Origin of the sequence: Streptomyces violaceoruber, assembly GCF_033406955.1 — a bacterium.
In the GTDB taxonomy this organism is placed as follows: domain Bacteria; phylum Actinomycetota; class Actinomycetes; order Streptomycetales; family Streptomycetaceae; genus Streptomyces; species Streptomyces violaceoruber.
Window position 1 is genome coordinate 526,521 of the sequence record NZ_CP137734.1, and the last position, 19,563, is coordinate 546,083.

20 protein-coding genes and 2 pseudogenes are annotated in these 19,563 nt (G+C 73.5%); 12 read left to right on the forward strand and 10 right to left on the reverse strand.

Annotation, left to right across the window (positions count from 1 at the left end; all coding sequences use genetic code 11):
• Nucleotides 1–10: 10 nt before the first annotated feature.
• The 5 genes from R2E43_RS02550 to R2E43_RS02570 all read right to left on the reverse strand — a co-directional run bounded on the left by R2E43_RS02550 (nt 11) and on the right by R2E43_RS02570 (nt 3,187).
• Entirely contained in the window at nt 11–445 is a 435-nt protein-coding gene (locus tag R2E43_RS02550; protein WP_003971824.1) for a hypothetical protein, read from the reverse strand.
• A gap of 28 nt (nt 446–473) precedes the next feature.
• Complete coding sequence (locus tag R2E43_RS02555; RefSeq protein WP_093457614.1) at nt 474–1,316, reverse strand: DUF1206 domain-containing protein; 843 nt, start codon at nt 1,314–1,316, stop codon at nt 474–476.
• A 60-nt stretch (nt 1,317–1,376) separates the two neighbouring features.
• On the reverse strand, nt 1,377–1,616 hold the full coding sequence (locus R2E43_RS02560) for a DUF5133 domain-containing protein (protein ID WP_093457613.1): 240 nt from the start codon (nt 1,614–1,616) through the stop codon (nt 1,377–1,379).
• A 56-nt stretch (nt 1,617–1,672) separates the two neighbouring features.
• The gene (locus tag R2E43_RS02565) at nt 1,673–2,536 is read right to left on the reverse strand and encodes a SigB/SigF/SigG family RNA polymerase sigma factor (RefSeq protein ID WP_106518610.1); all 864 of its coding nucleotides are present in this window, start codon (nt 2,534–2,536) and stop codon (nt 1,673–1,675) included.
• A gap of 192 nt (nt 2,537–2,728) precedes the next feature.
• Complete coding sequence (locus tag R2E43_RS02570) at nt 2,729–3,187, reverse strand: ATP-binding protein (RefSeq protein WP_003971828.1); 459 nt, start codon at nt 3,185–3,187, stop codon at nt 2,729–2,731.
• 164 nt (nt 3,188–3,351) lie between these two features.
• Here R2E43_RS02570 and R2E43_RS02575 point away from each other — a divergent pair, with 164 nt between their 5' ends.
• From R2E43_RS02575 to R2E43_RS02585, 3 genes are all read left to right on the forward strand, one after another.
• On the forward strand, nt 3,352–3,585 hold the full coding sequence (locus R2E43_RS02575) for a hypothetical protein (protein ID WP_003971829.1): 234 nt from the start codon (nt 3,352–3,354) through the stop codon (nt 3,583–3,585).
• A 29-nt stretch (nt 3,586–3,614) separates the two neighbouring features.
• Nucleotides 3,615–5,093 carry an aminotransferase class I/II-fold pyridoxal phosphate-dependent enzyme gene (locus R2E43_RS02580; RefSeq protein WP_003971830.1) on the forward strand — a complete coding sequence of 493 codons (1,479 nt, stop codon included), beginning with the start codon at nt 3,615–3,617 and terminating at the stop codon, nt 5,091–5,093.
• 354 nt (nt 5,094–5,447) lie between these two features.
• A complete protein-coding gene (locus R2E43_RS02585; RefSeq protein WP_003971831.1) occupies nt 5,448–5,903 on the forward strand; it encodes a cyclic nucleotide-binding domain-containing protein in 456 nt (151 codons plus the stop codon).
• A 7-nt stretch (nt 5,904–5,910) separates the two neighbouring features.
• Here the strand turns inward: R2E43_RS02585 and R2E43_RS02590 are convergent, their stop codons facing one another.
• Together R2E43_RS02590 and R2E43_RS02595 are read right to left on the reverse strand one after the other, a co-directional pair.
• Complete coding sequence (locus tag R2E43_RS02590; protein ID WP_161270393.1) at nt 5,911–7,221, reverse strand: MFS transporter; 1,311 nt, start codon at nt 7,219–7,221, stop codon at nt 5,911–5,913.
• A 97-nt stretch (nt 7,222–7,318) separates the two neighbouring features.
• Entirely contained in the window at nt 7,319–7,933 is a 615-nt protein-coding gene (locus tag R2E43_RS02595) for a LysE/ArgO family amino acid transporter (RefSeq protein WP_332055861.1), read from the reverse strand.
• Nucleotides 7,934–8,010: 77 nt separating this feature from the next.
• Here R2E43_RS02595 and R2E43_RS02600 point away from each other — a divergent pair, with 77 nt between their 5' ends.
• From R2E43_RS02600 to R2E43_RS02610, 3 genes are all read left to right on the forward strand, one after another.
• Nucleotides 8,011–8,913 carry a LysR family transcriptional regulator ArgP gene (locus R2E43_RS02600; RefSeq protein WP_106518609.1) on the forward strand — a complete coding sequence of 301 codons (903 nt, stop codon included), beginning with the start codon at nt 8,011–8,013 and terminating at the stop codon, nt 8,911–8,913.
• A gap of 124 nt (nt 8,914–9,037) precedes the next feature.
• Nucleotides 9,038–9,289, forward strand: a complete 252-nt coding sequence (locus tag R2E43_RS02605) for a WhiB family transcriptional regulator (protein WP_003971835.1) — start codon at nt 9,038–9,040, stop codon at nt 9,287–9,289.
• Nucleotides 9,290–9,350: 61 nt separating this feature from the next.
• Entirely contained in the window at nt 9,351–9,704 is a 354-nt protein-coding gene (locus R2E43_RS02610; protein ID WP_319130475.1) for a DUF488 domain-containing protein, read from the forward strand.
• Nucleotides 9,705–9,737: 33 nt separating this feature from the next.
• Here the strand turns inward: R2E43_RS02610 and R2E43_RS02615 are convergent, their stop codons facing one another.
• Together R2E43_RS02615 and R2E43_RS02620 are read right to left on the reverse strand one after the other, a co-directional pair.
• Complete coding sequence (locus R2E43_RS02615; protein WP_332055862.1) at nt 9,738–11,411, reverse strand: FAD-binding dehydrogenase; 1,674 nt, start codon at nt 11,409–11,411, stop codon at nt 9,738–9,740.
• 39 nt (nt 11,412–11,450) lie between these two features.
• A complete protein-coding gene (locus tag R2E43_RS02620; RefSeq protein WP_332055863.1) occupies nt 11,451–12,074 on the reverse strand; it encodes a TetR/AcrR family transcriptional regulator in 624 nt (207 codons plus the stop codon).
• A gap of 151 nt (nt 12,075–12,225) precedes the next feature.
• Here R2E43_RS02620 and R2E43_RS02625 point away from each other — a divergent pair, with 151 nt between their 5' ends.
• From R2E43_RS02625 to R2E43_RS02635, 3 genes are all read left to right on the forward strand, one after another.
• Complete coding sequence (locus R2E43_RS02625; RefSeq protein WP_332055864.1) at nt 12,226–12,858, forward strand: alpha-ketoglutarate-dependent dioxygenase AlkB; 633 nt, start codon at nt 12,226–12,228, stop codon at nt 12,856–12,858.
• A gap of 78 nt (nt 12,859–12,936) precedes the next feature.
• On the forward strand, nt 12,937–13,683 hold the full coding sequence (locus R2E43_RS02630) for an MBL fold metallo-hydrolase (RefSeq protein WP_193487095.1): 747 nt from the start codon (nt 12,937–12,939) through the stop codon (nt 13,681–13,683).
• Nucleotides 13,684–13,692: 9 nt separating this feature from the next.
• A complete protein-coding gene (locus tag R2E43_RS02635; protein ID WP_003971841.1) occupies nt 13,693–14,925 on the forward strand; it encodes a DUF4032 domain-containing protein in 1,233 nt (410 codons plus the stop codon).
• Between the two features lie 16 nt (nt 14,926–14,941).
• Here the strand turns inward: R2E43_RS02635 and R2E43_RS02640 are convergent, their stop codons facing one another.
• A complete protein-coding gene (locus R2E43_RS02640) occupies nt 14,942–15,814 on the reverse strand; it encodes a universal stress protein (protein WP_030866806.1) in 873 nt (290 codons plus the stop codon).
• Between the two features lie 210 nt (nt 15,815–16,024).
• Here R2E43_RS02640 and R2E43_RS02645 point away from each other — a divergent pair.
• The 3 genes and pseudogenes from R2E43_RS02645 (at nt 16,025) to R2E43_RS02655 (ending at nt 19,536) form a co-directional block, all read left to right on the forward strand.
• Nucleotides 16,025–17,696: pseudogene (locus tag R2E43_RS02645) on the forward strand (FAD-dependent oxidoreductase).
• Nucleotides 17,697–18,709: 1,013 nt separating this feature from the next.
• Nucleotides 18,710–19,054 (forward strand): annotated as a pseudogene (locus R2E43_RS38940) (ATP-binding protein); the annotation flags it as partial.
• 128 nt (nt 19,055–19,182) lie between these two features.
• Nucleotides 19,183–19,536, forward strand: a complete 354-nt coding sequence (locus R2E43_RS02655; protein ID WP_030866816.1) for a UBP-type zinc finger domain-containing protein — start codon at nt 19,183–19,185, stop codon at nt 19,534–19,536.
• Nucleotides 19,537–19,563 lie beyond the last annotated feature (27 nt).

Consider the following 19,563-nt stretch of genomic DNA (forward strand, 5'->3'; position numbering starts at 1 on the left):
GTGGTGAGGGTCAGAAGTCGCTGGGCAGACCGCTCGCCTCGGCGATGCCGCGCAGCTCTTCGTTCTGCTGGTGGCGTTCCTTGAGGTAGTCGGCGATCTCACCGAGTCGTTCGGGGTCGGAGGCGGTGGTCGCGTCGGTGACGACCCGGACCGGGCCGGTCTCGTCGGTGCTGATCTCGACGACCTCGTTGTCGAGGCGTCCGGTGACGGCGGTGGCGATGACCAGGGCGGCCTCGTCCCTGATCTCCTGGGGCAGCGCCTCGGCGCTGTCCCCGTCCAGCGAGAAGTCGATGGTCGGCATCTGCTGCTCGTCGATCGCCTGGAGGACCGGTTCCACCACGCTGAGCAGCAGCTGGTAGTCGTCGCTGGCCATGCGCACGCGCAGCAGGTCGAGGTAGACGTCCACGGGACGTCCGTCCGGCGGAGGAATCTCGTGTTCGTTCATTCGCCCCGTGTTCCCCGTGCCGGGCGGCTCAGACCCTCCGCAGGCGGGCGAGGACGAACGAGAAGACGCCGAACAGCACCAGCCCCGCGGCGACCAAGGCCAGGAGCCAGGGCCCGAGCGGGGTGCGGGCGAAGGAACGGAGGGTGTCGTCCAGTCCCTTCGCCCGGTCGGGTTCGTAGGCGAGTGCGGCCCGTACGGCGAAGGCGCCCGCCGCGGCGAACACGATGCCGCGGGCCGTCCCGCCGCCGACGCCGGTGACGTCGACCAGCAGCCGGGTGCGGGGGCTCAGTCCGCCGAGCTTCATCTTCTTGCGATAGGTGCGGCGCAGCGCCTGTACGCCGATCACCACCCCGGCGACGACGATCGCGACACCCGCGGCGCCCACGAGCCACCGGCCGGCGGGCATCTCCATCACCCTGGCCGTGACGTCCCGGGACTGCCGGTCGCTGGAGCCGCCGCCGCCCGATCCGGCCGCGAAGGCCAGGACGGAGTAGGCGACGAACGCGTAGAAGACGCAGCGGGCCGCGGCGGGCAGGCGCTTCTTCGCCTTGTGCCCGTCCTTGCCGGTGACTCCGAAGGCCGCCTCGGACAGCCGCCACAGGGCCATGCCGACAAGCCCGGCGCCCAGCGCCCACAGCAGCACCGCGCCGAAGGGCCGGTCCGACAGCTCGGCCAGGGCGCCGCCCCGGTCCGCCTGCCGGTTCCCGCCGCCGAAGGCGATCTGCAGGGCGAGGATTCCGACCAGCAGGTAGATGACCCCGCGGGCGGCCAGTCCCGCCCGGGCCGCCCCCTCGGCCGCCGATCCGTTCGCCGCCCGCCGGGCGCGGCCCCGCCCGGTACGTGCCAGGCCGCCCGCGAGTCCTGCGTTCATGTGGTCCCCTCCCCGACTTCGCACGCGGTGGTGCCGTCGTGCGTCCGGCCGTTTCCCGTCTCAGTCCGCCACGGCCGCGTGGGCGGCGCCGGCCACCGGCTCCGGCGCGGCCGCGAGGTGGCGCCGGGCCGTCTCCAGGGCCCGCCGTACGTCACGCGTGCCGGTCGACACGCACAGCGTGTATGCCAGGTCCCGGGTCCGCGGACCCGGTTCGCCCGTCGCGTCGGCGGGCTCGTTCACCGCGGCGGCCTCGTACTCCTTGAGGAGTCTGCGCAGCACCGCGGGGTGCGGCATCAGCATCCGCCCCGTCCCCTCCCTGTCACCTGCTGTGTCCCCTGTGATCCTTGTGTCCGCCATCAGGTCCGCGCCGGGTGGCCGGGGCGGGCCGTACGCTGCCCCATCGCCTCGTCGCGGACGCGGGCGCAGCTGCGGCTGATGAGCCGCGAGACGTGCATCTGCGAGATGCCCAGGCAGTCGGCGATCCGGCTCTGCGTCATGTCCTCGAAGAAGCGCATGTAGAGGATGGCGCGCTCCCGTTCGGGCAGCCTGCGCAGGCCCTCCTTGGCGGACTCGCGGTCGATCACCGTGTCGTACGAGGTGTCGGCGGCGCCGAGGGTGTCCGCGAGGCTGTAGCCGTCGTCGCCCGCCGACAGTTCGGCGTCCAGCGAGAGGGTGCTGAAGCTTTCCAGCGCCTCCATCCCGGCGCCGACCTCGTCCTCGCTCAGCCCGGTGTGGGCGGCGAGGGCGGCCACCGAGGGTTCGGGACTGCCCGGGCTCTGGGCGAGTTCCCGGCGGGCGACGCGCACCTTGTTGCGCAGTTCCTGGACCCGGCGGGGCACCCTCAGGGCCCACATCCGGTCGCGGAAGTGGCGCTTGACCTCGCCGGTGATGGTGGGCACGGCGTAGCTCTCGAAGGCCCCCCGCTCGGGGTCGAAGCGGTCGATGGCCTTGACCAGGCCGAGCGCCGCGACCTGGCGGAGGTCCTCGATGGACTCCCCGCGGTCCCGGAACCGCCCGGCGATGCGGTGGGCCATGGGCAGCCATGCCGTGACGAGTTCGTCGCGGACGGCGTCGCGTTCGGGTCCGTCCGCCAGCCCCGCCAGGCGCCCGAAGAGGACCATGGTGTCGGGGGCGTCGTCGTGGCGGCGGCGTGCGGGGGCGGTCGAGGGGTGGGCGGGCTGGGTGGTACCGGGACGGATGGTGGGCGTTTCTATGAGCATGCGGATCCGCTCCTGAACGGTGGTCTCAGGGACTTTCCACGGGAACGGCGTCGGCGCTGTCCGGGTGTCGTCCCCGGCACAGCCGGGGCACCGAAGCAGCCCTGCCGCTCCCGCTGCTGCGCCTCCGGTCCGAAGCACGAATCTGCGACTGCCCCCGGCCCGGTGGTACAAACTCCGCTTTTCGAAAAGTCATCAGGACAGCGGAACGACCACGGTGATGCACTTGCCGCCCGAGGGAAGATCTGCCACCCGCACCTCGCGGGCCAGCCGGCAGACGATCGGCCAGCCCCGGCCGCCGAGGCGCCGACGGCCCCGGTCGTCCGTGGCCGGCACCGCCACCGGCAGGTCGTGGCTGCGATCGCACACCGAGAGGCGCACGCCCGGTCGCACGCCCGGCCCCACGACGTCGACCTGGAAGTCGGTGATGCCGCCGCCGTGCAGGATGGCGTTGGTGGTCAGCTCCGAGGCGACGAGCACGGCGTCCGACAGGGCACACGGGTCGCACGACGCCCGCCCGCCGGCGCCGCGGCACTCGGTGACGGCGCGTTCCACCGCCGCGCGCGCGTCGGCGGGTCGGCACGGCCGGTACCGGCGGCCCGTGTCCCCGCCGCGCTGCTCGACGACGGGTTGAATCGTGTCCCTGTCACGCATCGGTCGGCTCCGCTCCCTGGTCGGTCGGTCGGACGGCCCGGTCCGGCGCTGCGCGCGCCCTTGGGCCCGTCACTTTCGGCTGACCTCTGCCGGTAGGGGCAAACCTCCGGTCCTCCGTGCGGCCCACGAGCCATCCGGGCGCCCTGCGGGGGTACGCGGAGTGCATGACGGATGTTGTGGACGCGGACGAACTACTGCGCCGGATGCACCGCGCGAGGGCCTGTGCGCTGGAGGAGGGGCGGAGCTGGCGGGCGCGCAGCGAGGCGCTGCGGTCGACCGACCCGGAGGGCGCCCGGGAGGCCGCCGTACGGACGGTGGCGTACGAGGCGGTGCTGCGCGTGCTGGACGAGGTGCTGACTCCGGGCCGGAACGCGGACCGGCGGTCCCCGGCGGATTGACGGGGCGCCGGGCGGGAAACCGGGTCGGCATGACAGTCGATCACCGCCGAGCACCGGTCCTGGAAGCCCTCGTCGAATACCGCCGTGCGGGACGGCTGTCGTTCACGCCGCCCGGACACAAGCAGGCGCGCGGGGCGGACCCCGCGGTGCGCGAGGTGCTGGGTGACGCCGTGTTCCACGGGGACGTGCTGGCGACGGCCGGACTCGACGACCGGCTCACCCGGGGACGGGTGCTGCAGCGCGCCCAGGAGCTGATGGCGGACGCCGTGCACGCCGATCACACCTTCTTCACGACGTGCGGGAGCTCCCTGTCGGTGAAGGCGGCGATGCTGGCGGTGGCGGGGCCGCACGAGAAGCTGCTGATCGGCCGGGACGCCCACAAGTCCGTGGTCTCGGGGCTGATCCTGTCCGGCATCGAGCCGGTGTGGGTCGAACCGCGCTGGGACGCGGAACGGCATCTGGCCCATCCGCCGTCCGCCGAGTCGTTCGAGGAGGCGTTCGGGGCGCATCCCGACGCCAAGGGTGCCCTGATCACCAGCCCGACGCCGTACGGGGCGAGCGCCGATCTCCGGGCCGTCGCCGAGGTGTGCCACGGGCGCTCGCTGCCGCTGATCGTCGACGAGGCTTGGGGGGCGCATCTGCCCTTCCACCCGGATCTGCCGTCCTGGGCGATGGACGCGGGGGCCGACATCTGCGTGACCAGCATCCACAAGATGGGCAGCGGTCTCGAACAGGGCTCGGTGTTCCACCTGCGCGGCGACCTGGTGCCGCCCAAGCTGCTCGGTATGCGCGCCGACCTGCTGAGCACCACCAGCCCGTCGGTGCTGATCTTCGCCGGTCTCGACGGGTGGCGCCGCCAGATGGCGCTCGGCGGGCAGGAGCTGATGGGCGGCGCGCTGGAGCTGGCGGCCGGTGTCCGGGCGGCCGTCGAGGAGATCGACGGCATGCACGTCAACGACCGCGAGGACTTCTGCGGTCCCGGGCTGGCCCACGGTTTCGATCCGCTGCCGGTCGTCATCGACCTCGAAGGGCTCGGTGTCTCGGGCTTCCGGGCGGCGGACTGGCTGCGGGAGCACCGCGGTGTGGTCGCCCACCTCACCGACCACCGCCGCATCGGCGCGCAGATCACCCACGGCGACGACCGGGGGACCGCCGGCGAACTGCTCACCGCCCTCAAGGACCTCGCCCTCGCCGCCCCCGGCCTGGGATCCGCTCCGGGCGTCGAGGTGCCGTCGCCGGCCGAGCTGCGGATGCCTCAGGTGTGCCTGCCCCGGGACGCGTTCTTCGGCCCCACCGAGGACGTGCCCCTGGACCGGGCCGCCGGCCGGGTCGCGGCGGAGATGATCACTCCGTATCCGCCCGGCATTCCGGCCGTGCTGCCGGGCGAGCGGCTGGCCGAGCCGGTCCTGCGCTATCTGCGCAGTGGCCTGGAGGCGGGGATGTACCTCCCCGACCCGACCGATCCGGCGCTGGAGACGGTCAGGGTCGTCGCGGAGCACGGTGCGTGAGCGGAGCACGGGGCGTGAGCGGAGCCCGGTGAGCGAGACGACGGGGTGCCGGGTGAGTGAAACGGGTCACGTGTCCCGGTGCCGGTTTCGCGGAACACCCAGAGATGGTTTAGCGTTCATCCATACGTGGCGACGGAGTCGATCGAAATGTCCTCCGCGGTCACCGCTTACGGCCCTGGCCGGCCTCCCCCGTCCGGCCAGGGCTTTTTCATGCCCTCGCGCCCCCGTCCCCGGTTCCGGCACGGAATCCGTACGGGATCCCGCCGTCCGCCGAGGTGCTCAGCTCGGCGACAGAGACTGAAATGGGCATAGGGAAAGCCCCGGAACCGAATCGCCGGCGAGGAGCCCCGTGCCATGACCAAAGCGATCAAACTGCTGAACGCCCTCCCCCTCCCCCAGCGCGCGCGGCTCATGGAGCTGGCCCAGGAGGTCTCCTTCCCGGAGGACGACCGGATCTTCGAAGCGGGGGGCAGGGCGGACCGCTTCTGGGTCATCCGCTCCGGCGCGGTCTCCCTGACCCAGCAGGTGACCTCCCTGCAACGGGTCACGGTCGCCAGCCTCGGCGTGGGCGACCTGCTCGGCTGGTCCTGGCTGTTCCCGCCCTACGAGTGGGACTTCGGCGCCGAGGCGTTCAGCCCGGTGCGCGCCTACGAGTTCGAGGCGGCCTCGGTGCTCGACCTGTGCGAGCGGGACCCGCAGCTGGGCATCGTGCTGGTGCGGTCGGTCGCGGAGATCCTCGCGCACCGGCTGGAGTCCACCCGGGGCCGGCTCATGGAGCACTACGCCCTGCACGGGCGCGGCTCCCTGTGAACCGCGGTCAGACGCGGTAGCGGCGCAGCGCGGGCATCGCGACGGCCAGGGCCAGCATCACGGCCACGACGAGCAGACCGCCGCCGGCCACGGCCTCCCGGGCGCCGGCGGCGGAGCCCGCGCCGCCGTGCAGGACGTCGGCCAGTCGCGGGCCGCCCGCCACGACGACGGTGAACACGCCCTGCATGCGCCCGCGCATCTCGTCGGTGGCGGCGGACAGCAGGATCGCCCCGCGGAAGACCATGGAGACCATGTCGGCGACACCGGCCACGACCAGGAAGGCGACCGCGAGCCACAGACTGCCGCTGAGCCCGAAGCCGGTGATGGCGGCCCCCCAGACGACGACCGCGCCGATCACCATCCAGCCGTGCCGGCGGGCCCGCGAGAAGGTGCCGGAGAACAGTCCGCCGGCCACCGCGCCGATGGGGATCGCCGCGAACAGCAGACCGAGCGCGAGCCCTTCGCCGTACGGGGCGTACGTCTCGGCGGCGAGCTGCGGGAACAGGGCGCGGGGCATGCCGAACACCATGGCGACGATGTCGGCGAGGAAGGACAGCAGCAGCACCTTGTGCCGGGCGATGTAGCGGAAGCCGGCCACCACCTCGCGCACGCCCGCGCGCCGGACCGCCGTGCCCGCCAGCGGCGGCAGCGCGGGGAGCTTGTAGACCGCCCACACGGTGACGCACAGGGCCAGCGCGTCGATCAGGTACAGCTCGGGCAGTCCGATCACCGGGATCAGCGCACCGGCGAGCAGCGGACCGACCACCTGCCCGGTCTGCATGACGGTCGAGCCGAGGGCGTTGGCGGCGGGCAGTTCGTCCTCGGGCACCAGGCGGGCGATGGAGGCGTTGCGGGCCGGGGCGTTGAGGCCCCAGAAGGCCTGTTGCAGCGCGAGCAGCAGCATCAGCGCGGCCACCGACGCCATGCCGGTGACCGCCTGTATCCAGAAGAGCAGCGAGGTCACCGCGATGCCGGTGTTGGTGATCAGCAGCAGCTTGCGGCGGTCCACGGTGTCGGCCACCGCGCCGCCCCACAGGGCGAAGACGATGAGCGGCAGCAGCCCGGCGAGGCTCGCGGCGCCGACCCAGGCCGAGGAGCCGGTGATGTCGTAGATCTGCTTGGGCACGGCGACCGCGGTGAGCTGGCTGCCGACGGCCGTGACGACGGTCGAGGACCACAGCCTGCGGTAGGCCGGGCGGCGCAGGGGCCGGGTGTCCATGGCCCAGCGGCGCCATCCGCGCTGCCGCGTCCCGTCCGGCGCCGCGGCCTTCGCGTCCGGTCCGGTGCCGCTCTGGCTGCTGCTCTCGCTGGTGTCCACGCGCTTCCTACATGCTCGGTACATCTTTCGGTTGCGGGGATCACTATCGCAGCTTCGTTCGAGCGCGCCGGAACGCGTGCGGCCGGATCCGGCCCGCTCAGGCCCCGGCGACGAGGGAGACGCCGAGGACGATCATGGTGGCGGCCACCAGTCCGTCGAGGACCCGCCAGGCGACGGGCCGGGACAGGAAGCGGCCGAGGTAGCGGGCGCCGAAGCCGAGCGCGGCGAACCAGACCAGGCTGGCGGCGGCGGCTCCGAGGCCGAAGGTCCAGCGCAGCGGCCCCCGGTCGGCGGCGACGGAGCCCAGCAGGAACACGGTGTCGAGGTAGACGTGCGGGTTGAGCCAGGTCAGCGCCAGGCAGGTGAGCACGGCCCGGCGGCGCGAGCCCGCGGCGGCGCCGTCCGCCCGCAGCGCCCCGGACGGCCGGAACACCCGCCGGGCCGCCAGGGCTCCGTAGCAGAGCAGGAACGCGCCGCCGATCCAGCCGACGGCGGTCAGCGCGCCCGGCCACGCCACCACCACGGCGCCGACCCCGCCGACGCCCAGGGCGATGAGCACGACGTCGGACAGCGCGCAGATGCCGACCACGGCGAGCACCGCGTCACGGCGGACCCCCTGCCGCAGGACGAAGGCGTTCTGGGCGCCGATGGCGACGATGAGCGAGAGGCCGGTGCCGAAACCGGCGGCGGCCGCCGTGAGGGCGTTGTTCATACCCCCGACGCTAAGCGGACGATCACCGGACGTACAGCTAAAGATTCTTACGTATCATTAGCCAGTGTGATGACGACATGACGCCGACCTTGGCTGATCTGCCGCTGGACCAGGTGCGCACCCTGCTGGCCGTCGTGGACGAGGGCACCTTCGACGCGGCCGCCGCCGCCCTGCACGTGACGCCGTCCGCGGTCAGCCAGCGGGTGAAGGCACTGGAGCAGCGCACCGGCCGGGTGCTGCTGCTGCGCACCAAGCCGGTGCGGGCGACCGATTCCGGCGCCGTGCTGGTGCGGCTGGCCCGCCAGGTGGCGCGGCTGGAGCGGGACGCCTCGGCCGAGCTGGGTCTGCGGGGGGAGGGCGAGCCGACCCGGGTGACGGTGGCGGTGAACGCCGACTCGCTGGCGACCTGGTTCCTGCCCGCCCTCACCCGCATCCCGCGGGAGCCCGCACTCTGCTTCGAACTGCGCCGGGAGGACGAGGGCCACACGGCGACGCTGCTGCGGGAGGGCGTGGTGATGGCGGCGGTGACGTCGTCGCCGGAACCGGTGCCCGGCTGCACGGTCCGGACGCTGGGCCGGATGCGCTATCTCCCCTGCGCCGCCCCCGAGTTCGCCACCCGGCATCTGGACGCCCCGCTGCGGGAGACGGTCGCCGGCGCCCCGGTGGTGGTCTTCGACCGGCGGGACGACTTCCAGGACTCCTTCGCGCGCCGGCTCGGTCACGGTGGCGCCGGCGCCGCACGGCACTACGTGCCGACCTCGGAGGGCTTCGTGGAGGCGGTCGCCGCCGGGCTGGGCTGGGGCATGGTCCCGCAGCCGCAGGCCGAACCCCTGCTGCGCACCGGCCGGCTCGTCACCTTCGCGCCGGACCTCGCGGTGGACGTCACGCTGTACTGGCAGCAGTGGAAGCTCGACTCCCCGGCGCTGGCCACGGTGGCGGACGCGGTGGTGACGGCGGCCGCGGACGCGCTGCGCCGGTAGGCGCACGGCGACGGACACGGCAACTCACGAGCAGCACGCCGGTTTCGCCCCGCGGTCGACAGGTCACCCGCAACGGAGTAAGCCATGGACGAGGCGCGAACGATACCGATCGCAGGTGACTTTGATGGACAACTGGCGCGAGCACGCCGCATGCCGGACGGAGGACCCCGACCTCTTCTTCCCGATCGGCACCACCGGTCCGGCCGCTCTGCAGACCGAGCAGGCCAAGGCGGTCTGCCGGACCTGCCCGGTCCAGGAGCAGTGTCTGCGCTGGGCGCTCGACACCGGGCAGACCCTCGGCGTCTGGGGCGGCACCAGCGAGCTGGAACGCCGGGCGCTCAAGCGGCGCGAGGCCGCGCGCCGGAGGTCCGGCTGACCCTCGCCGCCCACGCCGGAGGCAGTGCGGCGCGGGCCCCGTCGGCCGTGGGAGGACCGCCGTGAACGCGCGGGTGCGCCGGGTCTACGACCCGGTGGAGCCGGACGACGGCGTGCGCGTCCTCGTCGACCGGCTGTGGCCCCGGGGCGTGTCGAAGGACGCGGCGCGGGTGGACGAGTGGCCCAAGGGGCTCACCCCGTCGGCCGGGCTGCGCCGCTGGTACCACGCGGGCGAGGGCTCGTACGAGGAGTTCGCGCGCCGGTACGAAGCGGAGCTGAGCGCCCCCGAGGCGAGTGAACTCCTCGACCGGGTACGGGAGCTGGCCGAGGCGGGCGACGTGACGCTGCTGACCGCGGCCAGGTCGCCCGGCGAGAGCCACGCCGCCGTGCTGCTCCGCATCCTCGACGAGATGTGAGGGCGCGCAGCGGTCGGCCGGCGGGTCCGCCGCTCAGGCGGTCTGCCGGGCCGCGGCCCGGCCCGCCGCCCGCCCGGAGAAGAGGCAGCCACCGAGGAAGGTGCCCTCCAGCGCGTTGTACCCGTGCACCCCTCCCCCGCCGAAGCCGGCCACCTCACCGGCCGCGTACAGGCCCTCGACCGGGGTGCCGTCGGCACCCAGGGCGCGGGAGTCGAGGTCGGTCTGGATGCCGCCGAGGGTCTTGCGGGTGAGGATGTGCAGTTTGACGCCGATCAGCGGGCCGGCCGCCGGGGCGAGGAGGCGGTGCGGGGTGGCGACCCGGCCGAGGCGGTCGCCGATGTAGCGGCGGGCGTTGCGGATGCCCTGCACCTGGGCGTCCTTGGCGTACGGGTTGGCCAGTTGGAGGTCGCGGGCCTCGATCTGGCGCCGGAGCGCGGCGGCGTCCAGGAGCGGTTTGTCGGTCAACCGGTTCATCTTCTCCACCAGTTGCTCCAGGTCCGGCGCGGTGACGAAGTCCGCGCCGTGGCGCAGGAACGCGCCCACCGGACCCGGTGCCCCCTTGCCCAGTACGCGTTCGCGCAGGAAGCCGGCGCGGTCCTTGGCGGTGATGTCGGGGTTCTGCTCGGAGCCGGAGAGCGCGAACTCCTTCTCGATGATCTTCCGGGTGAGGACGAACCAGGAGTGGCCGTGTTCCGCGAGCCCCTCGGCCGTACGCAGATGGCGCAGGGTGCCCAGGGTGTCGTAGCCGGGCAGGTACGGCTCGGGCAGCCGGCGGCCGAGCGCGTCGAACCACATGGACGACGGTCCGGGCAGGATGCGGATGCCGTGGCCGGGCCAGATCGGGTCCCAGTTGCGCACGCCCTCGGTGTAGTGCCACATCCGGTCCCGGTTGACCAGGCGGGCGCCCGCCTCGGCGCTGATGCCGAGCATCCGTCCGTCGACGTAGGCGGGGACGCCGGTGACCATCTCGGCGGGCGGGGTGCCCAGGCGCTCGGGCCAGTGGCGGCGGACGATGTCGTGGTCGGCGCCGATGCCGCCGGAGGTGACGATCACGGCCTGGGCGGCGAGTTCGAACTCTCCGGCCGCGTCGCGGCTGGAGGCGACGCCGCGCGGTGAGTCGTCCGGGGCGAGCACCGTGCCGCGTACCCCGCGCGCCGTGCCGTCCTCGACGACCAGGTGGTCGACGCGGTGGCGGTGGTGGAAGGTGAGCAGTCCGTCGCGCGCGGCCTGCTTCGCGTACCGCACGAAGGGCTCGACGACCCCCGTGCCGGTGCCCCAGGCGATGTGGAAGCGGGGCACGGAGTTGCCGTGGCCGCCCGCCCTGAGGTCGCCGCGCTCGGCCCAGCCGACAGTGGGCAGGAAGGTGATGCCGTGCCCGGCCAGCCAGGACCGCTTCTCCCCCGCCGCCCACTCGACGTACGCCCGTGCCCAGCGCACCGCCCAGGAGTCCTCGTCCTCGGTCCGGTCGAATCCGGCGCTGCCCTGCCAGTCGTTCCAGGCCAGGTCGAGGGAGTCCTTGACGCCGAGCCGCCGCTGCTCCGGGGAGTCGACGAGGAAGAGGCCGCCGAAGGACCAGAAGGCCTGCCCGCCGAGGTTGGCCGCGTTCTCCTGGTCGACCAGCGCGACCCTCCGGCCCCGGCTGGTCAGCTCGTGGGCCGCGACCAGGCCCGCCAGACCCGCTCCGACCACGATGACGTCGGCATCCATGGCGACCGTCCCTTCCTGTTGGTGTCGGTGACCCTGTGGTCAGTGGCGCGTGCTGCCGTCGGTGAGCAGCGCGGTGAGCAGCTGTCCCAGCCAGACCCGGGCACCGGCGACGTCCCGGTCCAGGAGCAGTTGGGTGGTGACCCCGTCGTACGCGGCGACCACGGCGTGTGCGGCTTCGTCGGCGTCGCCGAGCACCGCGGGCAGGGCGGTGTGTCCGTGGGCCCGGGCGAGCCGGTCGGCGATCGCCCGCCTGAGGCGGGCCCGGTGCTCCAGCAGGGTCCGGGCGACCGCCGGGTCGCGGGCGGCGTGCACCAGGAAGTCGGTCTTCACCAGGAGCCAGTCCCGGTCCAGGAGCAGCACCTCGGTGACGCGCTCCACGGCGGCGGGCACGTCCAGGCCGGGGCCGTCGGCGGCGAGGGCGGTGGTCACCTGCTCGGCGATCAGGTCGGCCCGTTGCTCGTAGAGGGCGAAGAACAGCTCGTCGAGGCTGTCGAAGTTGGAGTAGAAGGCGCCCCGGCTGTACCCGGCGGACTCGCAGACCTCCTCGATCGACACCCGTCCGAAGCCCTTGGCGGCGAACACCGCGAACGCGGCGTCCAGGAGGTTCGCACGGGTGCGCACGCGCCTCCTGGTCACCCGCCCGGTGGTCGCCTTCGCCGTCATGTCCGGACCCTTCGCTCGGTTCGATACGGGAATGTATCGGATACACCGGCGTATCGAAAGAGCCGGCAGTCACGGACCGACGGCGAACGACGACGAACAACGGCGACGCCACGTATAGAACAGACTTTCGAATGAGGAGTACGCTGGCCCCATGACCACGCACCACCTCCAGGGCTCGCTCTTCGACCAGACCGACGAGGTCCGGCTGGGCCCGCTCGACGGTCTGCGCCGCACCCGCCTCGGCCCGGGAGCCTGGATCGACCTGCTCCCCGGGTGGCTGAGCGGCGCCGACGCGCTGTTCGAGCGGCTGGCCGCCGAGGTCCCCTGGCGCGCGGAACGGCGCGAGATGTACGAGCGCGTCGTCGACGTACCCCGGCTGCTGGCGTTCTACGGCGCGGGCGACGCCCTCCCGCACCCGCTGCTGGCCGAGGCGCGCGACGCCCTGTCGGCCCACTACGCCGAGGAGCTGGGCGAGCCGTTCACGACCGCGGGCCTGTGCCACTACCGCGACGGCCGGGACAGCGTCGCCTGGCACGGAGACCGGATCGGCCGCGGCGCGCGCCAGGACACGATGGTCGCCATCCTCTCGGTGGGCGCGCCCCGGGACCTGCTGCTGCGCCCGGCGGGCGGGGGCGGCGAGACGGTGCGCCGCCCGCTGGGCCACGGCGACCTGATCGTGATGGGCGGCTCCTGCCAGCGCACCTGGGAGCACTGCATCCCCAAGAGCACCCGCGCCGCCGGGCCCCGCATCAGCGTCCAGTTCCGCCCGAACGGCGTGCGCTGAGGGCCGGGCGACCGCCCGCGCCCGGTTTCTGGTTGGCTGTCCCGCGCGGGGGACCACCGACCTGGAACGCGGGAGACCATGAACGCGGACGTACGGCAAGTGGCCGACGGCACCTACCTGGTGCACGGCGGCAACACCAACTGGGTCATCCTCACCGACGGCGACGCGGTGACCCTCGTCGACACCGGATACCCCGGCGACCGCCGGGCGCTGCTCGACTCCCTGGCCGCCGTCGGGAGTTCGCCCGAGGCGGTGGCGGCCGTGCTGATCACCCACGCCCACAACGACCACCTGGGCTCGGCCGAGTACCTGCGCACCACCCACGGCACCCCGGTCCTGCTGCACGAGGCCGAGGTGCCGCACGCCCGGCGCGACTTCCTCCAGCAGGTGTCGGTGGGCACGGTGCTGCGCAACGCCTGGCGGCCCGGCGTACTGCCGTGGATGCGGCACGTGCTGCGCACCGGCGGCACCGAGCAGCACCCGGTGACCGCGCCCGCGGCCTTCCCGGCGGACGGCGCCCTGGACCTCCCGGGCCGGCCCGTGCCGGTGCACACCCCCGGGCACACCGACGGACACTGCGTCTACCACCTGCCCGACGCCGGGGTGGTGATCTCCGGCGACGCGCTGGTGAGCGGCCACGCCATCTCCCGGATCGAGGGACCGCAGCTGCTGCCCGACCTGTTCCACCACGACCGGGCGGGCGCGGTCGCCTCGCTCGACGTCATCGCCGGTCTGGAGGGCGAGGTGCTGCTGCCGGGCCACGGTCCGGTCCACCGGGGGCCGGTGAAGGACGCCGCGGACCTGGCCCGGGAACGGGCGTTCTAGAGTCGGGGCATGGCCTTGCAGATCAGCGCCACCAATCCGGAGCATCCCGCGCTCCTGCTCGAACTGCCCTGGCAGCTGCCGCTGGAGCAGTGGCCCGAGGAGTACCTCGTGCCCCTGCCCCGCGGCATCTCCCGGCACGTGGTCCGTTACGCGCGCGCCGGGGACGAGGTGATCGCCGTCAAGGAGCTGGCCGAGAGGCCCGCGCTGCGCGAGTACCAGCTGCTGCGCGACCTGGACCGGCTCGCCATCCCGGCGGTGGACGCGCTGGCCGTGGTCACCGGCCGCTTGGACGCCGCCGGTGAGGCGCTGGAGCCGGTGCTGGTCACCCGGCACCTGGGTGGCTCGCTGCCGTACCGGTCGATGTTCGAGACGACGCTGCGCCCGGCGACCATGCACCGTCTGATGGACGCCCTCGCGGTGCTGCTGGTCCGGCTGCACCTGGCCGGGTTCGCGTGGGGGGACTGCTCGTTGTCCAACACGCTCTTCCGGCGCGACGCGGGCGCCTACGCCGCCTACCTGGTCGACGCCGAGACCGGCGACCTGCACCCGCGGCTCAGCGACGGGCAGCGCGACTACGACCTCGACCTCGCCCGGGTGAACATCAGCGGCGAACTGCTCGACCTGGAGGCCTCGGGGGCGCTGCACCCCTCCGTCGACCCGGTCGAGTTCGGCACCGAGATCTGCGCCCGCTACCGGAGCCTGTGGCAGGAGCTGACCCGCACCTCCGTGTATCCGGCGGGCAAGTACCACTACATCGAGCGCCGCATCCGGCGTCTGAACGACCTCGGTTTCGACGTCGCCGAGATGCAGATCGAGCACGCCTCCAACGGCGACACGGTCTCCTTCGTGCCCAAGGTCGTCGACGCCGGCCACCACCAGCGCCAGCTGCTGCGCCTGACCGGCCTGGACGCCGAGGAGAACCAGGCCAGGCGGTTGCTCAACGATCTGGAGAGCTGGATGGCCACCCAGGACGACTACGCCCCGGGCGACCCCCTCGGCGCCCGCCCGGAGGTCCTCGCCCACCGCTGGGTGCGCGAGGTCTTCCGGCCCACCGTGCGCGCCGTGCCGGTGGAGCTGCGCGGCGCGATGGACCCGGCGGAGATCTACCACGAGCTGCTGGAGCACCGCTGGTACCTCTCCGAGCGGGCCCAGCACGACATCGGCCTGGACACGGCCGTCGAGGACTACCTCGTCAACATCCTGCCCAGGGCCCGGGAGACCCTGCAGCCCACGGCCGACTGAGCGGCGCGGCGGCCGCTCACCTGTGCGGGACCACCGCCACCGGGCACTCCGCGTGGTGCAGCACGCCGTGCGCCACGGAGCCGATCCGGGCGCCGACGGCCGTACGGCGGGCGCGGCGGCCGACGACCATCAGCTGGGCGTCGGCGGACACCGTCAGCAGGACCTGGCCCGCGCTGCCCATCTCCACGTGCTCCACCACCGGAACGTCGGGGAAGCGCTCGCGCCACGGGGCGAGCGCCTCGCCGAGCGCCTTGCGCTCGTACTGCTCCAGGCCTCCGGCCTCGTCCGCGAGGGCCATCGAGCCGGGGCTGTAGGTGAAGACCGTCGGCAGGGCCCAGGCCCGCACGGCGCGCACGGTGGCGCCTCGCGCGGCGGCCGCCTCGAACGCGAACCCGATGACGTCGGCGCTGTCCTCCGGCTCGCCCTGCTGGCCCACGACGACCTCGCGGCCTCCGGCCTCGGCGGTGGCCTCGTCACCGGCCCGGACGAGGACGACGGGCCGGGTCGCCTCGGCGATCACCTGCTGGCCGACCGAGCCGAGCAGGAAGCCGACGACCGCGCCGTGGCCGCGCGAGCCGAGGACCAGTGTCTCGGCACCGGCCGCGGCGGCGAGCAGGGCCGCGACCGCGTCGCCCTCGCGGACGTCGGTGGTCACCGTGAGACCGGGATGGCGCTCGGCGACGGTGCCGACCGCCCGGGCGAGGGCGTCCCGCGCCCACCCCTCCTGCGTCTCCCGGTCCACCGCGCCGGCCACGCCCTGCCCCTGGAACCGCCAGGCGTGCACGACGTGCAGCGGTGCGCCGCGGCGCACCGCCTCCCTCGCCGCCCAGGCCAGTGCGGCCAGGCTCTCCTCCGAACCGTCCGAGCCTGCCGTGATCGGGCGCGTCATGCGGGTCCCTCCCTGAGTCGCGGGAACGTCGTTCTCGGAGCCCAGTCTTCCCCAAGCCGTCCGCACGGCCGCGCGGGGGGAGCGGACGGACGCCGGCGGCCCGTCCCCGCCGCCCGCGCGAGGACCCGCGATCGAACATACGATGGCCGCAGGCCGGTGCGGTGACGGGGACGCCGTGCCGTGAACCCGGCCGCTCGACGTGGGGGACGTATGGCACAGGCCGACGGGGAGACACGGACCGTCATCATGACCGTGGACGACGATCCGGGGGTGTCCCGCGCCGTCGCCCGCGACCTGCGGCGGCGCTACGGCGCGACGTACCGGATCGTGCGCGCGGAGTCCGGCGAGTCCGCCCTCGACGCGCTGCGGGAACTCAAACTCCGCGGCGACCTGGTGGCCGTGATCCTGGCCGACTACCGGATGCCGCAGATGAACGGCATCGAGTTCCTCGAACAGGCCCTGGACGTCTACCCGGGCGCCCGGCGGGTGCTGCTGACGGCGTACGCGGACACCAACGCGGCGATCGACGCGATCAACGTGGTCGATCTGGACCACTACCTGCTCAAGCCCTGGGACCCGCCGGAGGAGAAGCTCTACCCGGTCCTGGACGACCTGCTCCAGGCCTGGCGCGCCGGCGACCACCGTCCGGTGCCCAGCACCAAGGTCGTCGGACACCGCTGGTCGGCGCGGTCCTCGGAGGTCCGGGAGTTCCTGGCCCGCAACCAGGTGCCCTACCGCTGGTACTCCTCGGACGAGCCGGAGGGGCGGCGGCTGCTGTCGGCGGCCGGGCAGGACGGGCAGCGGCTGCCGGTGGTGATCACGCCGGACGGGACCCCGCTGGTGGAGCCGGAGGCGCCCGAGCTGGCGGCCCGGGTGGGCCTGGCGACCACGCCCACCTCGGACTTCTACGACCTGGTGGTGATCGGCGGCGGCCCGGCCGGGCTCGGCGCGGCCGTGTACGGCGGAGGGGCTGCGCACGGTGCTGGTGGAGCGGTCGGCGACCGGCGGGCAGGCCGGGCAGAGCTCCCGCATCGAGAACTACCTCGGCTTCCCCGACGGCGTCTCCGGCGGGCAGCTGACCGAGCGGGCCCGGCGGCAGGCGGCGAGGTTCGGCGCCGAGATCCTCACCGCGCGCGAGGTGACCGGCCTGGAGGCGAACGGCGCGGCGCGCGTCGTGCGGTTCTCCGACGGCTCGGCGATCGCCGCGCACAGCGTCATCCTGGCGACCGGCGTGTCCTACCGGCAGCTGACCGCACCGGGCACCGAGGACCTGGCCGGCTGCGGGGTGTTCTACGGCTCGGCGCTGACCGAGGCGGCCTCCTGCCAGGGCCACGACGTGTACATCGTGGGCGGTGCCAACTCGGCCGGACAGGCGGCGATGTACCTGGCCCGGGGCGCCAAGTCGGTGACCCTGCTGGTGCGCGGCGGCTCCCTGGAGGCGTCGATGTCGTACTACCTGATCCAGCAGATCGAGGAGACGCCCAACATCCGGGTGCGCTGCGGCACCCTCGTCGAGGGCGCGCACGGGGACGGCCACCTGGAGCGCCTGACGCTGCGCGACGCGGCAAGCGGCGCCACCGAACTCGTCGACGCGCAGTGGCTGTTCGTGTTCATCGGCGCGGCCCCGCTGACCGACTGGCTGGACGGCACGGTGCTGCGGGACGAGCGCGGGTTCATCCTCGCCGGGCCCGATCTGACCCCCGACGGGCGGCCGCCGGCCGGCTGGGAGCTGGACCGGCCGCCGTACCACCTGGAGACCAGCGTCCCGGGCGTGTTCGTGGCGGGCGACGCCCGCGCGGAGTCCGCCAAGCGGGTCGCTTCCGCCGTAGGAGAGGGAGCCATGGCCGTGATGCTCGTCCACCGGTACCTGGAGCAGTCGTGAGCGGCCGGCCGATGCCGTGCAGCCCCGAGGAGATCGGGAAGCTGTTCCTGTTCGAGAAGCTGACGCCCGAGCAGCTGGGCCGGCTGTGCGCCGAGGGCCGGGTGGAGCTGTTCGACCCGGGCCCGGTGTACGCCGAGGGCGAGGACGCCACCTGCTTCTACGTGATGCTGGCGGGGACGGTCGTGCTGTCCCGCCGGGTCGGCGCGGACGACGTGGAGACCAACCGCACCTCGCAGCCCGGGGTGTACGCGGGCGCGATGCAGGCGTACGTCGGCGACCGGGTGCCGCAGGTCTACAACAACTCCATGCGGGTCACCGAGCCGACGCGGTTCTTCGTGCTCCCGGCCGACACCTTCGCGGCCGTGATGCGGGAGTGGTTCCCGATGGCGGTGCACCTGCTGGAGGGGCTGTTCTTCGGCTCCAAGAACACCCAGCGCGCCATCGGCCAGCGCGAACGGCTGCTGGCGCTGGGGTCGCTGTCCGCCGGTCTCACGCACGAGCTGAACAACCCGGCGGCGGCCGCGGTACGGGCCACCTCGACGCTGCGGGAGCGGGTGGCGAAGATGCGGCACAAGCTCGCGGTGATCGCCGAGGGCCCGTTCTCCCGCGAGGCGCTCGCGGGGCTCATCGAGATCCAGGAGCGCACGGCGGAGCGGGTGGCCAAGGCACCTTCGCTCAGCCCGCTGGAGGCCGCCGACCGGGAGGACGACCTCGGCGACTGGCTCGAGGACCACGGCATCGAGCACGGCTGGCAGCTCGCGCCGACCTTCGTGCAGGCCGGTCTGGACACCGAGTGGCTCGAACAGGTCGCGGCGGCCGTGGACGAGGAGATCCTGCCGGGAGCGGTGGGCTGGCTCAACTACACGGTCGAGACCGAGCTGCTGATGAACGAGATCGCGGACTCCACCGCCCGCATCTCCCACCTGGTGGACGCGGCCAAGCAGTACGCGCAGCTCGACCGGGCGCCCTACCGGACGGTCGACGTCCACGAACTCCTCGACAGCACCCTGCTGATGCTCTCCGGGAAGATCGGCCCGCGGATCGAGGTCGTCAAGGAGTACGAACGCACGGTGCCGCGGGTCCCGGCCTATCCGGCGGAGCTGAACCAGGTGTGGACCAACCTGATCGACAACGCCGTCGCCGCGGTGAACGACGCGGGCGGCGAGGGGACGCTGACCGTGCGGACGGCGCTGCACCACGACCGGCTGCTGGTGGAGTTCCGCGACACCGGCACCGGGATCGACCCGGAGATCCGGGAGCGCATCTTCGACCCGTTCTTCACCACCAAGCCGGTGGGCGAGGGCACCGGGCTCGGGCTGGACATCTCCTGGCGGATCGTGGTCGACAAGCACCACGGCAGCCTCCAGGTCGAGTCCGTGCCGGGCGACACCCGGTTCCAGGTCCTCCTGCCGCTCACCGCCGCGGAACCCGACCCTGCCGACCCGACCGATCCCACCGATCCCACCGATCCCACCGAGGAGCCGGTATGACCAGCGACACCGGAATCGATCCCACCGTCCCGCCGAGCGGCACCGGGTGCGTCGAGTGCGACGCGGCCGACGGCTGGTGGTTCCACCTGCGGCGCTGTGCGAGCTGCGGCCACGTCGGCTGCTGCGACAGCTCGCCGGGACAGCACGCGACCAGCCACTACCGGTCCACCGGCCACCCGGTGGTGCAGAGCTTCGAGCCGGGCGAGGAGTGGTACTGGGACTACGCGACCAGCGAGGTGCGCGAGTCGGGTCCGGAACTCGCCCCGCCCGGCAGCCACCCGGCCGACCAGCCGTCCCCGGGCCCGGCGGGCCGGGTCCCGGCCGACTGGGCGAGCACGCTCCACCGCTGACCCGGCGGCGCGCCGGCGGCCGGGCCC

What these genes read in the sequence shown, in the direction of transcription:
- R2E43_RS02550 (WP_003971824.1), bottom strand. Translation starts at nt 445, where the DNA reads ATGAACGAACACGAGATTCCTCCGCCGGACGGACGTCCCGTGGACGTC.
- R2E43_RS02555 (WP_093457614.1), bottom strand. Translation starts at nt 1,316, where the DNA reads ATGAACGCAGGACTCGCGGGCGGCCTGGCACGTACCGGGCGGGGCCGC.
- R2E43_RS02560 (WP_093457613.1), bottom strand. Translation starts at nt 1,616, where the DNA reads ATGCTGATGCCGCACCCCGCGGTGCTGCGCAGACTCCTCAAGGAGTAC.
- R2E43_RS02565 (WP_106518610.1), bottom strand. Translation starts at nt 2,536, where the DNA reads ATGCTCATAGAAACGCCCACCATCCGTCCCGGTACCACCCAGCCCGCC.
- R2E43_RS02570 (WP_003971828.1), bottom strand. Translation starts at nt 3,187, where the DNA reads ATGCGTGACAGGGACACGATTCAACCCGTCGTCGAGCAGCGCGGCGGG.
- R2E43_RS02575 (WP_003971829.1), top strand. Translation starts at nt 3,352, where the DNA reads ATGACGGATGTTGTGGACGCGGACGAACTACTGCGCCGGATGCACCGC.
- R2E43_RS02580 (WP_003971830.1), top strand. Translation starts at nt 3,615, where the DNA reads ATGACAGTCGATCACCGCCGAGCACCGGTCCTGGAAGCCCTCGTCGAA.
- R2E43_RS02585 (WP_003971831.1), top strand. Translation starts at nt 5,448, where the DNA reads ATGACCAAAGCGATCAAACTGCTGAACGCCCTCCCCCTCCCCCAGCGC.
- R2E43_RS02595 (WP_332055861.1), bottom strand. Translation starts at nt 7,933, where the DNA reads ATGAACAACGCCCTCACGGCGGCCGCCGCCGGTTTCGGCACCGGCCTC.
- R2E43_RS02600 (WP_106518609.1), top strand. Translation starts at nt 8,011, where the DNA reads ATGACGCCGACCTTGGCTGATCTGCCGCTGGACCAGGTGCGCACCCTG.
- R2E43_RS02605 (WP_003971835.1), top strand. Translation starts at nt 9,038, where the DNA reads ATGGACAACTGGCGCGAGCACGCCGCATGCCGGACGGAGGACCCCGAC.
- R2E43_RS02615 (WP_332055862.1), bottom strand. Translation starts at nt 11,411, where the DNA reads ATGGATGCCGACGTCATCGTGGTCGGAGCGGGTCTGGCGGGCCTGGTC.
- R2E43_RS02620 (WP_332055863.1), bottom strand. Translation starts at nt 12,074, where the DNA reads ATGACGGCGAAGGCGACCACCGGGCGGGTGACCAGGAGGCGCGTGCGC.
- R2E43_RS02625 (WP_332055864.1), top strand. Translation starts at nt 12,226, where the DNA reads ATGACCACGCACCACCTCCAGGGCTCGCTCTTCGACCAGACCGACGAG.
- R2E43_RS02630 (WP_193487095.1), top strand. Translation starts at nt 12,937, where the DNA reads ATGAACGCGGACGTACGGCAAGTGGCCGACGGCACCTACCTGGTGCAC.
- R2E43_RS02635 (WP_003971841.1), top strand. Translation starts at nt 13,693, where the DNA reads ATGGCCTTGCAGATCAGCGCCACCAATCCGGAGCATCCCGCGCTCCTG.
- R2E43_RS02640 (WP_030866806.1), bottom strand. Translation starts at nt 15,814, where the DNA reads ATGACGCGCCCGATCACGGCAGGCTCGGACGGTTCGGAGGAGAGCCTG.
- R2E43_RS02655 (WP_030866816.1), top strand. Translation starts at nt 19,183, where the DNA reads ATGACCAGCGACACCGGAATCGATCCCACCGTCCCGCCGAGCGGCACC.